At 64.8% G+C, this 15,496-nt stretch carries 11 protein-coding genes; 7 read left to right on the plus strand and 4 right to left on the minus strand.

All coding sequences use genetic code 11. From position 1 onward, the window contains the following. The 4 genes from B4E97_RS18250 to B4E97_RS18265 all read left to right on the plus strand — a co-directional run. A partial coding sequence (locus tag B4E97_RS18250) for a zinc ribbon domain-containing protein (protein WP_286961107.1) occupies positions 1 to 776 on the plus strand: 776 nt, incomplete at its 5' end. A gap of 502 nt (positions 777 to 1,278) precedes the next feature. Beyond that, on the plus strand, positions 1,279 to 3,381 hold the full coding sequence (locus B4E97_RS18255; protein WP_286961109.1) for an RNA helicase: 2,103 nt from the start codon (positions 1,279 to 1,281) through the stop codon (positions 3,379 to 3,381). A 310-nt stretch (positions 3,382 to 3,691) separates the two neighbouring features. Continuing rightward, positions 3,692 to 4,774 carry a plasmid recombination protein gene (locus B4E97_RS18260; protein ID WP_286961110.1) on the plus strand — a complete coding sequence of 361 codons (1,083 nt, stop codon included), beginning with the start codon at positions 3,692 to 3,694 and terminating at the stop codon, positions 4,772 to 4,774. Positions 4,775 to 4,794: 20 nt separating this feature from the next. Further along, positions 4,795 to 5,745: a hypothetical protein gene (locus B4E97_RS18265; RefSeq protein ID WP_286961111.1), complete on the plus strand. Its 951-nt coding sequence runs from the start codon at positions 4,795 to 4,797 to the stop codon at positions 5,743 to 5,745. A 45-nt stretch (positions 5,746 to 5,790) separates the two neighbouring features. On the opposite strand, the gene B4E97_RS18270 is transcribed toward B4E97_RS18265, so the two are convergent. The 4 genes from B4E97_RS18270 to ychF form a co-directional block, all read right to left on the minus strand. Further along, complete coding sequence (locus B4E97_RS18270; RefSeq protein WP_286961112.1) at positions 5,791 to 9,135, minus strand: type I restriction endonuclease subunit R; 3,345 nt, start codon at positions 9,133 to 9,135, stop codon at positions 5,791 to 5,793. Continuing rightward, complete coding sequence (locus B4E97_RS18275) at positions 9,135 to 10,334, minus strand: restriction endonuclease subunit S (protein ID WP_286961113.1); 1,200 nt, start codon at positions 10,332 to 10,334, stop codon at positions 9,135 to 9,137. Before B4E97_RS18275 ends, B4E97_RS18270 begins: the two co-directional genes overlap by 1 nt. Then, on the minus strand, positions 10,331 to 11,881 hold the full coding sequence (locus B4E97_RS18280; protein ID WP_286961114.1) for a type I restriction-modification system subunit M: 1,551 nt from the start codon (positions 11,879 to 11,881) through the stop codon (positions 10,331 to 10,333). Before B4E97_RS18280 ends, B4E97_RS18275 begins: the two co-directional genes overlap by 4 nt. A gap of 443 nt (positions 11,882 to 12,324) precedes the next feature. Beyond that, positions 12,325 to 13,428, minus strand: a complete 1,104-nt coding sequence (ychF, locus tag B4E97_RS18285) for a redox-regulated ATPase YchF (protein WP_286961115.1) — start codon at positions 13,426 to 13,428, stop codon at positions 12,325 to 12,327. Positions 13,429 to 13,537: 109 nt separating this feature from the next. Between ychF and B4E97_RS18290 the strand changes: the two genes are divergently transcribed. The 3 genes from B4E97_RS18290 to B4E97_RS18300 are packed head-to-tail and all read left to right on the plus strand — an operon-like array spanning position 13,538 to position 15,393. Further along, positions 13,538 to 14,746, plus strand: coding sequence for a DNA recombination protein RmuC (locus B4E97_RS18290; RefSeq protein WP_239265429.1), 1,209 nt, complete (start codon positions 13,538 to 13,540; stop codon positions 14,744 to 14,746). Positions 14,747 to 14,795: 49 nt separating this feature from the next. Continuing rightward, positions 14,796 to 15,104 carry a hypothetical protein gene (locus B4E97_RS18295; RefSeq protein WP_037214578.1) on the plus strand — a complete coding sequence of 103 codons (309 nt, stop codon included), beginning with the start codon at positions 14,796 to 14,798 and terminating at the stop codon, positions 15,102 to 15,104. Then, entirely contained in the window at positions 15,094 to 15,393 is a 300-nt protein-coding gene (locus B4E97_RS18300) for a BrnA antitoxin family protein (protein WP_239265427.1), read from the plus strand. Before B4E97_RS18295 ends, B4E97_RS18300 begins: the two co-directional genes overlap by 11 nt. Positions 15,394 to 15,496 lie beyond the last annotated feature (103 nt).

Raw genomic sequence — 15,496 nt, forward strand, 5'->3', positions numbered from 1 at the left:
ACGCTCAAGTCGGAAGAGCCCGTTACGCGGGCTACTCGACCTACACACCGAAAGAGACGCTGAAAGACGGCAACCGGCGTCGATCCTGGCGCGCCCAAATCCTCCATAATGACGATGGCGAGCCGGTCCGTGGTAAGTGGACCCCCATCGTCCTCCCTGACATATGGGAGAGCGTGCAGGACCGCCTCGACGACGTGGCGCGCGTGACGAACAAGAAGGGCACAGATCGGAAGCACCTCGGTTCGGGCCTCTACCTGTGCGGTGTGTGCGGGCACAAGGTCCGCGGGCATTCGACGCGGTACCGCTGTGCTGGGCACGTCATGCGCTCGCGCGAGCAGATCGATGCCTTCGTCGTCGAGATCGTCCGGCGTCGGCTCGCGCTTCCGGATCTTCGCGACCTACTGCCGAGTGAGGACGACGACCGACTGCAGGAGATCAAGCAGGAGATCAGCACCCACCGGGCCCGTATCGCCCGAGCCGAGCGCGACTACGACAGCGATAACGAAGACGAGCGGATCACCGCCCGGATGCTCAACAAGATCACAACCGATCGCGAGGCGAAGATCGCCGCTCTCGATGCGGAGCGCCTCACACTGTCCAGCGGATCAGCTCTCGGCCAAGTGCTTGGTGCCGAAGATCCTCGCGCGGCGTTCGATCGCGCCGATCTCGGCTTGCGCCGTAGCGTCATCGACGTCTTGTGCGAAGTGAGACTGCAGCCGCATCCCCGCGGGGTGAAGAAATTCGATCCCGAGTCGGTGAAGGTGGCCTGGCGTTAACCAGCACCTACCCCACCAGATCGTGGCGCTGAGCCTTCGAAGGCAGTAGAATTGGATGCGTTCGACCGTCAGGTCGGATGCACCCGACGGGGTTACGGGGTTGGGATCCCGCCGTCGAACGAGGTTCCCAAGCCGTAGGCGAGTGCGATCACCAGCGCATGATGAGCCCAACGGTCACGTCTGGTGAGGTTGGGTCGGCCAGAATCGACCCTGGCAGGAGCAAAGCGTGGTAGCGCCCTGCGAGAAGTACAGGTGCTCACTCCTCACGAGAGGAGCGGGCCTTGCCTGCTACCACCGCTACCATTTCGCCGTCGACAGCTGCCGAACATGCCATTCACGGCACCTCCGTTCAGCCTGATGGCACTGACAATCTCCACGCTCGCCCAAGCCACAGTCTCGACCGCGCAGCCGTCGCGGCAATCGACAGGATCGTCGCTGCCGCTCCCCCGCTGACCGAGTCTCGCCGTGAGAAGCTCGCTGTTCTGCTGGGTGGTGTTGCGGCGTGAGCATCGACGAAGCACACCCCGTCGCGGACGACCAGGATCTGTCGACGTCGAAGCCGTCACATCCGGCTGATGACGATCGTCGGGGGAATGGATGCACGGATGCACAGACTGCCGCACGTCCCTCGACGCCCGCGGAAACACAGGCATCGCAGGCGCGCGACTCCTTGGGTTCGCGCGCATCCGTTTCAGAAACGGATGCAGAGGCGCCGTATCCTTCCGATGCGTCGGAGCTGTCGATCCCCGGTGCCGATGAGAGCGACGACGTGACTCCCTGCGTGGTCGTCTCGACGCCGGAGGAAATCGCGGCGGCGCGTGAGTTCTTCACCAGGGCAAAGGCCGCGGAGAGCCCTGGTCAGAAGAAGCGTGCTCGCAAGGTCTCGCGGGTGCTCAGCGTGATGCAGTACCACCGGCACCCGGACACGGGCGAGGTGATCTTCACCCAGGTACAGCTGGACGAAGGCCTTACGGCGCTCACCGATCGTCTCTACAGGTGGGCCTACATCTGGCATGACAGCGATCGTCTTGTCGAGGTCGACGAGGGCACGACGGAGATGGTCTGCTGCGGACTCAAGGGGCTGCACGTGCACATCGTGCTGTGGTTCAAGGACACCGATGGGCCTCGCCCCACGGTCCGCATGGTCTCCGATGCACTGTCGGTGCCGTCTCCGCGGGTACGCGTGCCGAACGAGGTCGACGAGATCGAGAAGAACGCAGGTCGCGGTGCGGCGGAGAAGGCGTTCTACGACCTGTGCGAGTACCTGTGTCATGAGACTCGAGGGAGCTCGGGCCTCGCCGGCATCCACCATCCAGATCGTCACTACCTCGTGGACACGTCGCAGCCGGGCAAGCCCGGCAAGTTCCAGTACGGCCGCGGGCGGATCGTGGCGAACTTCGACTTCAGTGCTTCGCTGGACGCCCACATGGCAACTCGGCACAACGCCGCCGAAGGCGGTGGTGGGGCAAAGCTGAGCAAGCTCTTCCAGGCCGTGGGGCAGGGGACGCTGACGTTGAAGCAGGTCCGCGATCAGGAGCCGGCAATCTACTTCGCGAAGGGCAATCTGGCGCACCTCCAGAAGCTCCGTCAGGACTTCATGCTGCATCAGCCCGCGCCGCGGCACCGGACGAACTACTACATTGGCTCGCCCGCTGCTGCCGTACGCAAGGGGCGCACGGGCAAGACGCAACTCGCGAAGCTCTTTGCGCGGATGCTCTACCCCGATCTCGAAGCCGATGAGTGTTACCACGTAGCGACGGATGCCCGCGTCCCGCTCCAGAACTACAAGGGGCAGCCAGTCATCATCTGGGACGACTACAGCGTGCCCGGTCTGCTGGCGGCGCTCGGCAGCCGTGAGGGAGTCTGGCAAGTATTCGACGATCACCCGAGCGCGAGCGACGCGAACATCAAGTACGGTTCCGTACGACTCGTGCATGCAGTCAACATCATCGCCAAGACGACACCGTACGCCGAGTACCTCGACGGCCTCGCCGGAGAGTACACCGATGCCAGCGGCAACGTGCACAAGGCCGAGGACCGCAATCAGTCGTGGGGCCGGTTCCCGGTGGTGTTCGAGGTGACGCCGAGCAGCATCGAAATGCTGGTGAACCGCGGCTTCGTGGACGACACCGACGACTTCCTTGCTTTCCAGAAGGTCGCGCGGATGCGGGCCAGTATGAAGGCCGTTTGTAGCGGTCTCGATGCCATTGAGAGCGACGAGGAGCGCGAGGCCGCAACGTTCCAGGTAGGTGAGGTTCTCCTGCGCCCCATTATCGACCAGCATCGCGCTCTCCAGCCGGTCGCCGACCGCGCTGGAGCGGATGTCGTCGGCGAACTGCTCGCCGGGTTCGAGGTGATCAACGGCGACGAGATCGCCCGCCGCGACGCCGCAGCCGAGGCAGAATCGATCGGCGAGCTGATCGACGGTGGGGAGGTCCGCCGTCAACACTTTCGGGAGCGTCAGCAGCGCGAGATGGAGGCAACGGGTCGGAGTATCGCGGCACTCCGTGAGGCTGGGTTCTACCACCTCCCTCATGCACAGCGCCATGACGTGATCGAGGCACTCTCGGTCCGGAGTCGCGCTGTGCAAGGAGGAGGGGCATGAGCACCTTCGGCGGCCAGCCGCAGCCGATCCGTCAGGGTGCCAGTGGGGCGCTGTCGGATCGAGCTGCCTGCCCGCGCAGCGGCTCCCGGAGGGCCCAGGGAACCTTGGAGCGGAGCGGAAAGGTGTATGGGGCTACACCTTTCGTTCCGGAGGTTGTCGCAGAGGCTCCACAGATGGGCGCAGGGTCCCATGTGTGGAGGGGCGATGACCTGCGGAACGAAAGGCCCCGCGGGAGCGCCGCCGGAGGCACCGCGGAGCGCATCGTCGACCGGCGATGCGGTCTGCGATTCGATCACCGAAGGTGGTCGCGATGAACTACACTGCCACCTTCGACGCGAGCCATAAGGTCAAGCGCGCAGGTGCTCACGCGAGGAACTTCGAGCGGCACATCGCCCGCGATGCAGACCAGGCCGCCGGGTTCTCCTTCGCGCAGCGGAACCCGAACATCGATCCGGCTCGAACGTCGATGAACATCACCATGGTCAACGACTGCAACGGAGGCTGGCGTCAGCCGGTCGTCACGCAGGACGCCGACGGGAAGGACCGGCCGCCGTCTGCCGAGCTCGGTGACTACCTCGACGCGAGGCTGGCGACGGTGACGCGGAAGCTCCGGAATGATGCAGTCGTCATGCGCCCCATGATCTTGCAGCTCGATCCGAAGTGGTTCGCCGCGCGGAACCCGGACTGGCGCGAGAGTGGTCTGAATGCGGAGGCGGAGGGGTACGTCGCCGCGCAGCTCGAATGGGCCGCCGGCGAGTTCGGGCACGAGAACCTTCCGGGCTACTCGGTGCATTTGGACGAGACGAACCCTCAGCTCCAACTACTGTTCACGCCGGTGACGAAGGACGGACGCCTGAGCCAGAAGGACTTCTTCAAGGGCCCGGGTGATCTCCAGCGCCAGCACAAGGAGCACCGAGAGGCATTGGCCGACGTCGGGTATGAGGTCGAGTTCAAGGTCTCTAGGCGCTCGAAGGAGCATTTGAGCAGCACGGAGTACGCGGCGGCAGCCGACAGGGTACGCGATCACGAGCTGCAGAATGCCGATTATGAGGATTCACTCGACCGATGGGCTGTTGATCTCAGCGCGGAGAAGCGCAACCTCGCCGATCGTAAGCGAGATCTCGAAACGCGAGGGAAGCGGTTCCTCGCGTCCGCCGAGGAGAAAGCCCGGGTCCTAGTCGCGGGTGTCCGCGAGAGGATGATCGCCACCGACTTCGGATCTTGGATCGAGCAGAATCACCCCGAGGCCATCGACGAGTACGAGGACGAGGTGCTGTCGCAGCTCGCCGCGGTCCCACGGCCTCGACCGCCTGCGTCGTCCAGGAAACTCACCCCCGCGCGACAGCGGCACCTCGACCGAAACAAGGAGCATCAGCGGTCATTCGGCGGCTGACCACGATGAAAGGATGAATCATGAATAGGGATTTTGCCGCAGAGCAGGCAAGGGATCACGCCCTCGAGTACGTGCGGCTCGTCGTCCCGATGCTGGCACGGGCGCCAATCGCCGAAGAGGACCGGCGGGACTTGGAACTCGCGCTTGGCCTCGACCTCTCGAACCCGGGCATCGTCAGTGTCACGACAGTCGGGCTCGACCTGCCGGCCCCGGAGTCGGGCATCAGGGCTGCCGTCGCTGAGCTCTCGGCGATCCGCCTCGCGGACCTCGGCATCGACGTAGGGGCCATCACGCAGGGTCAGGGCGAGGCCATCGAGCGACTGTTGGCGAAGACGAAGAGGCTCCGGCAGGCTCGGTCGGTAACGCCGGGAATGTTGCTGCGTCGTCTTTGGCGCGGACACCTTGCCGCGGCTCTGGAGGTGCTAGGAGGGCTGCCGGTGTCCGACGAGACATTCCGCTGGCTCCGGAGGGAGGTACTGCACTTGGCCGGCGTCCGACGCCTTATTGACGGCTTCTACGTCTCCGAGGAGGTCGGGCGGTCGGGCAAGGTCGGCGCGATTAGTGTCGAGGATAGCTCGGAGAAGCTGGCGGCTGCGGAGGCGGAGGACTTGCTGTGCCGTCGGGAGACCATTGCGGCCTGGGCGTGGGAGTCGATTGTCGATGATGAGGACGGCGGCTCCGATGTGGAGGCCGAGCCGGTTCCCGGATTCCGTCGTGCCATCGACGCGAAGAAGAAAGCCAAGGCCGAGGCCGCCAAGGAGGCACAGGCCCGGCGAGACCGAGAGGAGGCCGAGGTGGCAGAGGCAGAGCGAAAGGCCAGTCGCCAGCGTGTAGAGGCGTTACGGGCCCAGAAGCGCGCCGCGCAGCCGGCCAAGAACACCAGGACCCGCGAAAAGATCTTGGCGGAACTGGCCGCGAGAGTCGAGGAACTCGAACAGCCGGGCGCTGACGGTCACGATGGTCTCGGATAACAAAGGTCTGTGAGACAGAGTCCACGACTTCAGCACACCTACCGTTCAGGTGCCCGGGTACCCCAATGAGTGGTTCGGGTCGGTGGCACCCAACTGCGCTGCGACGTGAGCAGCGAAGGCGGGGTCATCATGAATGCGGGCGACGACGTCATCAGCAATTTTGTCCACATCAAGGGGGCCAACGTATTCCACGGATGGTGCCGGCCAGTGAAAGTCGATTCTGGGCGTGTAGGCGCTCTGCCCGTCGTCACCGTAGGCGGTAAGGACGTGATCAAAAACCAGCCGCATCTTCGAGGTAAAAATATCCAGCGTGTAGGGCTTCTCGGGCAAGCCCTGGTCGAGGACCTGGCGGATGGTGCTGTTGACGTCGTTCATGACGTCGACCTTGCGACGCCAGTCCTGGACGAGCTTCTCGTGGAGGTGCACGAGAAGCTTCTGGGCGCTGGCCTTGACGGTCTCACGCTCCTCGTCAGTCAGGACGGGATTGGGTTGGGTGAGCAGGTCGAAGATCGCCAGCTCCTCCTCTGTCAGATCCTCGCGAGCGGATCGCTCCTCCTCATGGGTCAGAGTCTTCGACAGCTCGATGAGGCGGCGGAGGTACTCGTCGATGTTCACACTGCCCGCGTTGTAATCATTGATGAGCTGTTCGATCCGCTCCACAAGTTCGTATCGGGTCGGGTTCCGCGTCGCCGATGCGATGGCCTGCTGGCGCAACAGCTGCGCCAGTCGGTCGGTCTCGGCTCGTTCCCGTCCGGCGAGCTTGGCCGACAGACCTTCGAAGTCGATCTGTGACAGGTCAATGAGCGGATCGGGTTTGGTCCCCTCGGCAGCGGCTCGGATGACATATTCCTCGGCACCTACGGAGCGGTCGAGCAGTGCGTCCACCGCATCCGTGACCGAACCGAGGTCCGCCTCGGCCGGCCGTGTGACCTCCGCGATGCGCTCGGCGAGCACCCTGATCGCTGCGACGTTGCGTTGCTGCGCAGCAGCCTTGGGGTCGGGCAGGAGGGCCTTGAAGAGCTTCCGCACCTGGCGTGCCTTCTGCTGGAAGTCGGTGCGTGTGCCCTCGTCGACGAGTAGCGCCTCGACAGCTGCGTCGCGCTTGGCGACGTGGTCGAATCCTTCGGCGTCGCGCATCGCAGCAAGGTCGACTCCGACGCCGGTGCAGAAGGCGAACAGGTCGGCCACGGCAGCGTCCAGCTCGGCGGCGAGGGCGTCGATGATTTCGATCGGTGAGTCGCCGGCGTTCGCGGCCCCGTAGATCGCCAACGCCTTCTCCAGGTTCCGGAAGACACCGACGTAGTCGACGATCAACCCGTTGTCCTTCTCCGGGAAGACCCGGTTGGCCCTGGCGATCGTCTGCATCAACGTATGATTACGCATCGGCCGGTCGAGGTAGACCGTCGAGACACTGGGCGCGTCGAAGCCGGTCATCCACATCGCGCAGACGAACACGAGCCGCAGCGGGTCCTGGGCGTCCTTAAACTTCTCGGCCAGGTCCTCGCGAATCATCCGCTCGCGATGCGGTCGGATGTCGAGGCCCTGTTCGTCAAGCATCTTCAGCTCGTTCTGGCTCTGCGAGACCACGACCGCCATGTCGGTGGTCTCCATGAGCTCGATCCGCGATGCCAGCCACGGACGCTCGAGCTCTGGCAACGCGTCATGCTCCGCCTTCAGGTCAGCCAGATGCTCGGTCCAGGCTTCTCGGACGAGGTTATGCATCCGCACGGCTGCGGCCTTGTCGAGCCCGACGTACATCGCCTTGCCGGTGAAGCCCCGGCCGACGAAGTGGGTCACGAGGTCCTTGGCGATCGTCTTCAGGCGCTCAGGACGTGTCAGCAGCGTGTATTGCGTACCGAACGCCCGAGCGAGCTGGCCCTCGGCGTCTTCGTCGAGCTCGGCCTCCTCGAGGAGTTCGTTGAGTTCCTCGGAGAAATTCTCGTTGACCAGCTGCAGCTCGGGAATGCGGTTCTCGTAGTACAACGGGACCGTCGCGCCGTCCTCGATCGCGTCGCGGAAGTTGTAGACGCTGACGTAGTCACCGAACTGCTCGCGCGTGGCCTGCTCCTCACCGGCGATCAGCGGTGTGCCGGTGAAGCCCATCATCGAGGCGTTCGGTAGCGCAGTGCGCATGTTCAGGGCGAGTGTGTCGTACTGGCTTCGGTGCGCCTCGTCGGTGATGACGATGACATCCGAACGGGTTGAGAGAACCGGCATCTGCCGCTCCCCCAACGCCTTCGACGGCTGGAACTTGTGGATCAACGTGAACACGTACCGGTGGTCAGCCGCCAGCAGCTCACGCAGGTGCGCCACGGAGTCTGCGTGCACCCTGGCCTCGGGCGAGATCGCCCCGGCGTCGGCGAACTCCCCGTGGAGCTGAGTGTCGAGCTCGGTGCGGTCGGTGACCATGACAAACGTCCACCTGCCCGGCACACGTCGCAGCACCTTCTGGCTGAACCACAGCATCGACAGCGACTTGCCCGAGCCCTGGGTATGCCAGAAGACTCCCAGGCGCTTGTCCTGCTCAGCACGCGCCCGGTGCAGGTTCTCGATCGCCGCGTTGACTCCGAGGTACTGGTGGGACCGAGCGATCACCTTGATCAGGCCACCGGGACGCTCCATGTAAGCAACGAAGTTTTCCAGCAGGTCCAGCAGCACCGCCGGGTGGCAGGTGCCGCGCAGCGCGGTCTCCAGTGCGACCGCACCGCGGGTGCCGTGGGCGTCAATGACCTTCCAGTCGTTGAAGAATTCGAAGGACGAGTACGTGGAGCCGACCTTGGCCTCGGACCCGTTGGAGAGCAACACGAAGCAGTTCGGGATGAACAGCTGAGGGATGGTGTCGCGGTAGTCCGTCAGGTTGTTGTCGTAAGCAGTCTTGACCGACTCGTTTGGCTCCTTGAACTCCATCAGCACCAACGGGATCCCGTTGATAAACAGCGCCAGGTCCAGCCGCCGGCTGTGTAGGTTGCCCTTGACCCAGAGCTGCTGCACGGCCAGCAGATCGTTGTTGGTCGAGTCCCTCAGGTCGAGATAGCGCAGGGTCTCGATCTGCTTTTCACCACGGTCATCGGCCCACTCGGCCCGGTAGCCGTCACGGAGCAGGTCGTGTACCTCATGGTTGGCGCGGACGCGGTCCATGGCCGATCGGTCCTTGGTGAGCACCTCGACGGCCTCGTTGATCGACGTGTCGGGTACGTGCTCGGCGTTGAGCTTGCGCATCGCGGACCGGAGACGGTGCGTGAGCACAACATCGCGTTGCGAATCACGACCGAGGCTGCCCTCGGGGCCCAGGATCTCCTGGAAGGCATCCACCGCGGTCCAGCCCAGCTGAGTCAACAGCTCGATGCTCGGCTTCTCGACGTACCAGTACTCCGGACCCGTGGGTGTCATTACGCCACCTGCTCCGCGAGCAGCGCGTCCAGATTCAGCGCTGACACGTCGATCTCTCCGGTCACTAGCTTTGGCAGCAGGTGATCGCGGAGAGACTCGAGCACAACCGCCTGGCGTGCGAGTTCATGTGAGAGTCTCCAGCTAGGCGCGGCCCGCCGGGTGAAGTCTTCCAGAACTTCGCGCGGAGGAATAATAGCGTCGCAGCCAATGACCTTCTCCTTGCTGACATTCTGCTGGGCGGCTCCCTGAGCGATTTGATTAAGGTGCTCGCGTAGAATCTCAAGCGTGAACCACAGATGCTCGGTCGTGCTCACTTCAGGGTTAGCAACTAGGCCCAACGCCGCCTGATTCGCGCTCGCCAGCGAGGTCAGAAGGCCAAGGCGGCCTACTGTTGGTGATCCATAGATCGCCATGAGTATTGTCTCGGGCTCGAAGGTCCTGCCCGCTTTGAGCCCGGCATTCGACAGCTTTTCGGAAGATCCAATCAAGACACCATCGGTTAGGTCGCCCGTCTTGTACCAATCGACCGAGGGCTCAGCCCAGTACTCGGGTGTTGATCGTCGAGGGGTCGCACCGGCTTGAACGCGTAAGCAAAGTTGTCCGACCTTCCCGGCGACCCAACCCTCAGGAATCGGGCCGAGGGCGGAGTCAACGAGGGGCACGTCTCCGTGGCCAGGGTAGCGGAACTTCACGAACCACTCACGGTAGATGGCCCGCGCCATCTCCTCCAGCACCTCCACCCGCCGCCGCTTGTTCTCAATCAGGTCATCAATCGAGCCAACGAACGAGGCGACTCGCGCCTGCAGGTCTAGTGGTGGCATTAGTACTGGCTCTTGAGCGAGGATTTTCACAGAGAGCCCTGGTTGGGCGGCTTGACCAGACAGTCGGCCCAGGTTCATGGTCGAGAGCAGATATGCGAGAAAGCGTGTGTTATTGCCAGCGTCCGCGACCGCTACCACGGCGTGCTCCGACATTCGCGCGGCGCCGTTGAAGTACCTAACGTTCCCGCAATATGCACCCTGACGACCGATAATCGCGCACTCGCCTGAGAAGTTGGGCTCCGACGTATAACCCCGGATCCCGTTACCCCCAAACACCGGCACTTCACCGACTTCATGGATGTCCTTGGCCGTGATATTGGTTCCGCTACGCAGGCGCGAACACACTTCCCCCAGCCTTGCTTCTCTCCATTCGCTCATGCGCCAAGAATCCCTTGAACCGCGGCATCAACCTTCGCGCGGAGCACGTCGGCCTCGTCGCTCAGCATCGTGAACTCCTCGTACAGCGCCGCAAGGTCGCCTATGAAGTCGACTTCACGCTCGTCGACTGCAGCGGTGCCGGTGTAGCGGCCGGGGTTCAGGCTCCAGCCTTGTGCTTCGATCTCCGCCCGGGTGGCGACCTTGCAAAGGCCGGCGACGTCGACGTACGTGTCGTCGGGGAAGTTCTCCGCGAGCAGGGAGTCGCTACCCTCCTTGGTCTCGACGTCCTCGCCACGGTAGAGCCGCACCACATTGGCTAGGAACTCGATCTGATCGGCTGTGAAGTCACGGTGAGCGCGGTCGATCTGCCGGAAGATGTGGCGAGCGTCGAGGAACAATACGGTGTCCTCGCGCGGGGTGCCGACCTTGGCCTTGTCAAGGAACCACAATGTCACCGGCAGGGTAACGGTATAGAAGAAGTTGGAACTAATCGCGACCATCACGTCCACGGTGCCGGACTCGATCAGTTGCTTGCGGATCTCCTTCTCAGAGTGGCCCGCGTCGCCTGCGGAGTTCGCCATGACGAAGCCGGCACGGCCGGTCGGGGACAGCGCGGCGTAGAACTGCTGGATCCACAGGAAGTTGCCGTTATCGGCCCTGGGCAGGCCGAACGGGAACCGCCTGTCACCGGCGAGCTGGTCCTTCTTGATCTTGTCTACGTTGAAGGGCGGGTTGGCCATCACGTAGTCGAAAGCACCCACGGCGCTGTGCGGGTCCTCGTAGTAGCTGTTGGCCTGCCGGATGTCCCCGGACAACCCGTGCAATGCCAGGTTCATCTTGGCCAGCGGGACGGTGTCGTCGGTCTTTTCAACACCGAGAATCGAGAGTTGACGGCTGGCCGACTCGTTGTGGCGCTCGACGAACTTCGCACACTGGACAAACATGCCGCCCGACCCGCAGGCAGGGTCGAACACGCGCCCCTGGAAGGGCTCGAGGATCTCGACGATGAGCCGGACGATGGAGTACGGGGTGAAGTACTCGCCGCCGCCCTTCCCTTCCTGCGCGGCGAAGTTGGACAGGAAGTCCTCGTAGATGAATCCGAAGGCGTCACCCGAGAGCTGGGTGGGCAACGGCGCGAAGAGTCGAAGCAGCTCGATCAAGGTCGAGCGCTCGAGCTTCCGGTACCCGCGCGGCAGGATGTCCTTCAGCTCCGGGTTGGCTGCCTCGATGGCATTGATCGCATCGTCGGCGGCTTTACCGACGTCATCACCCTCGGGAAGATCGACCAGGCTGGACAGCCGTGACTCGTCGGGGACGTAGAGCACCGATCTGGCCTTGTAGTCGGCGGCCGTCGCCGGGTTCCGAGCACTGGCCTTCGACTCGACCACCCCACGCACGGCCTCGAAGCGGTTCTCCGCGTACGCGAGGAAGACAAGCCCCAGGACGGGGTCGCGGTACTGGACGGGGGTGAGCTTGGAGTTGGCGCGCAGCTCGTCCGCAGCAGCCCAGAGCGTAGCGCGCACTTTGGCGAGATCGACTGCCTTCACTTCCTACTCCCCACAGTTATCCCGCTTCGAAACTCCACCAAGCGACAGACCAATGTCAACGCGTCAACCGCCATATTGGAATCCTCGCTGTATGTCAGAGGTTTGGACGCTTGACGGCAAATCTACAAGCGACGCAAGGCGATTTATGAGATCCGAGAGCGAGCGCGTCCGGTCCTCGCTGCTGGTCGAGTTGAGCATCTCTCGATACATTCGAAGTGCATGTTCATCGTCGCCGAACACCAACGGAATCTCGTTCAGAGGGCCCATCAGGCGCTCCTGGTCAAGTCGATACCGCATGATCTCGCGCACGAGAGTTACCCGCTGGCGATCGCGCTCGGCCCGAGTTTGCGACACACGCGACCAGCGACTCTGCAAGTAACTGAGCGTACCCGTCAAGATGGCACCAACGACGGCACCTGCAAGGGCAGCTACTAGCTCGGCAGTCATTTCTTCCCACCAGAGGTTAGTCCGCTACGGAACTCCACGACGTCGCCGTCGTTCATGACGTAGTCCTTGCCCTCGATGCGCACCTTGCCGGCTTCCTTGGCCTTCTGCATCGACCCCGTGGCGACCAGGTCGTCATACGACACGACCTCGGCCTTGATGAAGCCGCGCTCGAAGTCCGTATGGATGACGCCGGCGGCCTGCGGGGCGGTCCAGCCCGTGCGGATCGTCCAGGCCCGCGACTCCTTGGGCCCGGCCGTGAGGTAGGTCTGCAGCCCGAGCGTGTGAAATCCCTTGTGCGCCAGCTGCTCCAGGCCCGCCTCCGTGACACCGACGGACTCCAGCAGCTCGGCCGCCTCCTCCTCGTCGAGCTCGGCGAGATCCATCTCGAGCTTGGCGTTGAGGAAGATCGCGTCGGCGGGGGCCACGAGCTCCTGCAGCGACGACTGCAGCTCGGTGTCGGTCAGCTGGTCCTCGTCGACGTTGAAGACGTAGAGGAAGGGCTTGGTCGTGAGCAGGAACAGCTCCTTGATCGCGGCCAAGTCGACGCCGGCGGCCTCGCCGCGGGCGAAGAGGGTGTCGCCTGCCTCGAGGACCTTCTGCGCGGCCAGGGCGTTGTCGAGGATCGCCTTGTCCGTTTTCTTGCCCTTGACTTCCTTCTCCAGGCGCGGGATCGCCCGCTCCAGAGTCTGCAGGTCGGCCAGGATCAGCTCGGTGTTGATGGTCTCGATGTCGCTGGCGGGCGAGACCTTGCCGTCGACGTGCACGACGTCGTCGTCGTTGAACGCGCGGATGACCTGGCAGATCGCGTCGGACTCGCGGATGTTGGCGAGGAACTTGTTGCCCAGACCCTCACCCTCGGACGCGCCGCGCACGATGCCGGCGATGTCGACGAAGGACACGGTGGCCGGCAGGATCCGCTCCGAGCCGAACACCCCCGCGAGCACCTTGAGCCGGGGGTCCGGCAGCGGGACCACGCCCACGTTGGGCTCGATGGTCGCGAAGGGGTAGTTCGCGGCGAGCACGTTGTTCTTGGTCAGGGCGTTGAACATGGTCGACTTGCCGACGTTGGGCAGACCGACGATCCCGATAGTAAGAGCCACGGGAGGCGAGTCTAGTGGCTCGCGCCGTCACTCCTGGTCGCCGCGGCTTCGGGCAGTGGCGGCGGCGGGGCGGCAGGGGTATGTCGGTGGTGGGTGCTTGGCTGCAGCCATGGACGTGAACCTGGTCATCGGGCTCCTCGTCGGGATCGCCCTCGGCACGCTGGTCACCTGGCTGGCGCTGCGGGGGTCCGGCGTGGCTGATCGCACCGTGCTCGCCGGCGTGACGGCGGAGCGCGACCTGCTGCGCGAGCGCTGCCTCGACCTGGAGACGACGGTCGCGGAGGACTCGCAGACCTCGGCGACGCTGGGGCCGATGCGCGAGGCCCTCTCCCGCATGGAGCGGACGGTCGGGACCCTCGAGCGCGACAGGCAGCAGCAGTATGGCGCCCTCGGCAGCCGTCTGGAGGAGGTCACCGCGACGACCGCGGCCCTGCGCGACCAGACGGCGTCCCTCGCGGGTTCGCTGCAGTCCAGCAGCGTGCGCGGAGCATGGGGCGAGGCGCAGCTGCGGCGCCTGCTCGAGCACGCCGGCCTGCTGGCGCGCTGCGACTTCGACGAGCAGGTGAGCGCGGTGAGCGAGCACGACGCGGCCGTGCGTCCCGACGCGGTCGTCCGGCTCCCCGGCGGCAAGGTGCTGGTCATCGACGCCAAGGCGCCCCTGACGCGGTTCCTCGCCGCGCAGGCCGAGGGCCTCGACGAGACCCAGCGCGCCGCTCACCTGCGGGCCCACGCCGGGGCCCTGCGGGGGCACGTCGACACGCTCGCCGCCAAGGCCTACTGGACCGCCTTCCCCACCACGCCCGAGATGGTCGTGTGCTTCGTGCCGTCCGACGCCGTGCTGGCGGCCGGTCTCGCGCACGACCCGACGCTGTATGACGACGCCCTCGCCCGGCACGTCGTGCTCGCCTCGCCGGCGACGCTGCTCGCGCTCCTCCGCACGGTCGCGTTCACCTGGCAGCAGGACGCCCTCGCGACCAACGCCGCCCAACTGCTCGCGCTCGGCAAGGAGCTGTACTCCCGCATCGGCACCCTGGCCGGCCACACCACCCGGCTCGGGGCCCAGCTGTCGCGCTCGGTCGAGGCCTACAACGCGATGGTGGGCACGCTCGAGTCACGCGTCCTCGTGACGGCAAGGCGCATGCACGAGCTGGAGCTGGTGTCGGCGGCCCCACCCACCGTCGACGTCGTCGAGACGGCGGCCCGGCCTCTGACGTCGGCCGAGCTGCTCGACGCGCTCGACGAGGACGTCCAACGGCCCGAGCTCGACCTGGCACCACCCCGCCGCGCGACGCTCCCCCGCCGCGACGAGACCGCCTGATCGTGATGCGTCCGGCATCGTCTGACAGGGGTGGCCGAGTGTACTGCGCGTGCACTACAATGGGGCTACGGACGGCCCGCCTGACTGGCGCCATCGCGGCAGCTACATCGCCAAGCACGGCTTGACGCCCGCGCTCGCCAACGAGGCGGTCAACGACCCCAACCGCCTTGTCCTCGACCCCGACCCCTCGTCCCAATCAGGCCGGACGATCCGCATAGTTGGATGGTCTTCCAACCGCGAGATGCTGATCACCGTCATCCTGCTGCCAGACGGTGAGGTCACCTGGGGCGTGAACGCGTGGCCATCGAACGGGACGGACCAGCGTCGATACCGAGAGGAGGAGGTCGATGAAGATTGACGACCTCATCACCGCCGAAGCCGAGGCGTCGGAGGCGCACCCAGATGCCGAGCTGGGTCCTGGCACCACGACGCGGCGCGGCCACGGTCGATCCAGGACGCTGCAGGTGCGCCTCAACGCAGACGAGCTGGAGGCCCTCCTCACCATGGCCGCGGCACGTGGAGTGCCCGCCTCGACCCTCGCGCGCGATCTGCTCATGAAAGAGGTGCGGTCGGAGTCCGCGGACCCCATCGCCGTGATCGCACGGATACGGGCAGACCTCGAGGCCTTGGCGTCGACGGTGGCCTGAGCGGACAAGGCGGGTTCGTGGACGTGCCGCGTAGGACACTGGGTGTCTCGTGACGCGCGGGACGTCCCGAGCGACGAGCCCGACGACCTGCACCACCGACCCT

The organism is Arsenicicoccus sp. UBA7492 (genome assembly GCF_002479615.1).
GTDB classification, from domain to species: domain Bacteria; phylum Actinomycetota; class Actinomycetes; order Actinomycetales; family Dermatophilaceae; genus Arsenicicoccus; species Arsenicicoccus bolidensis.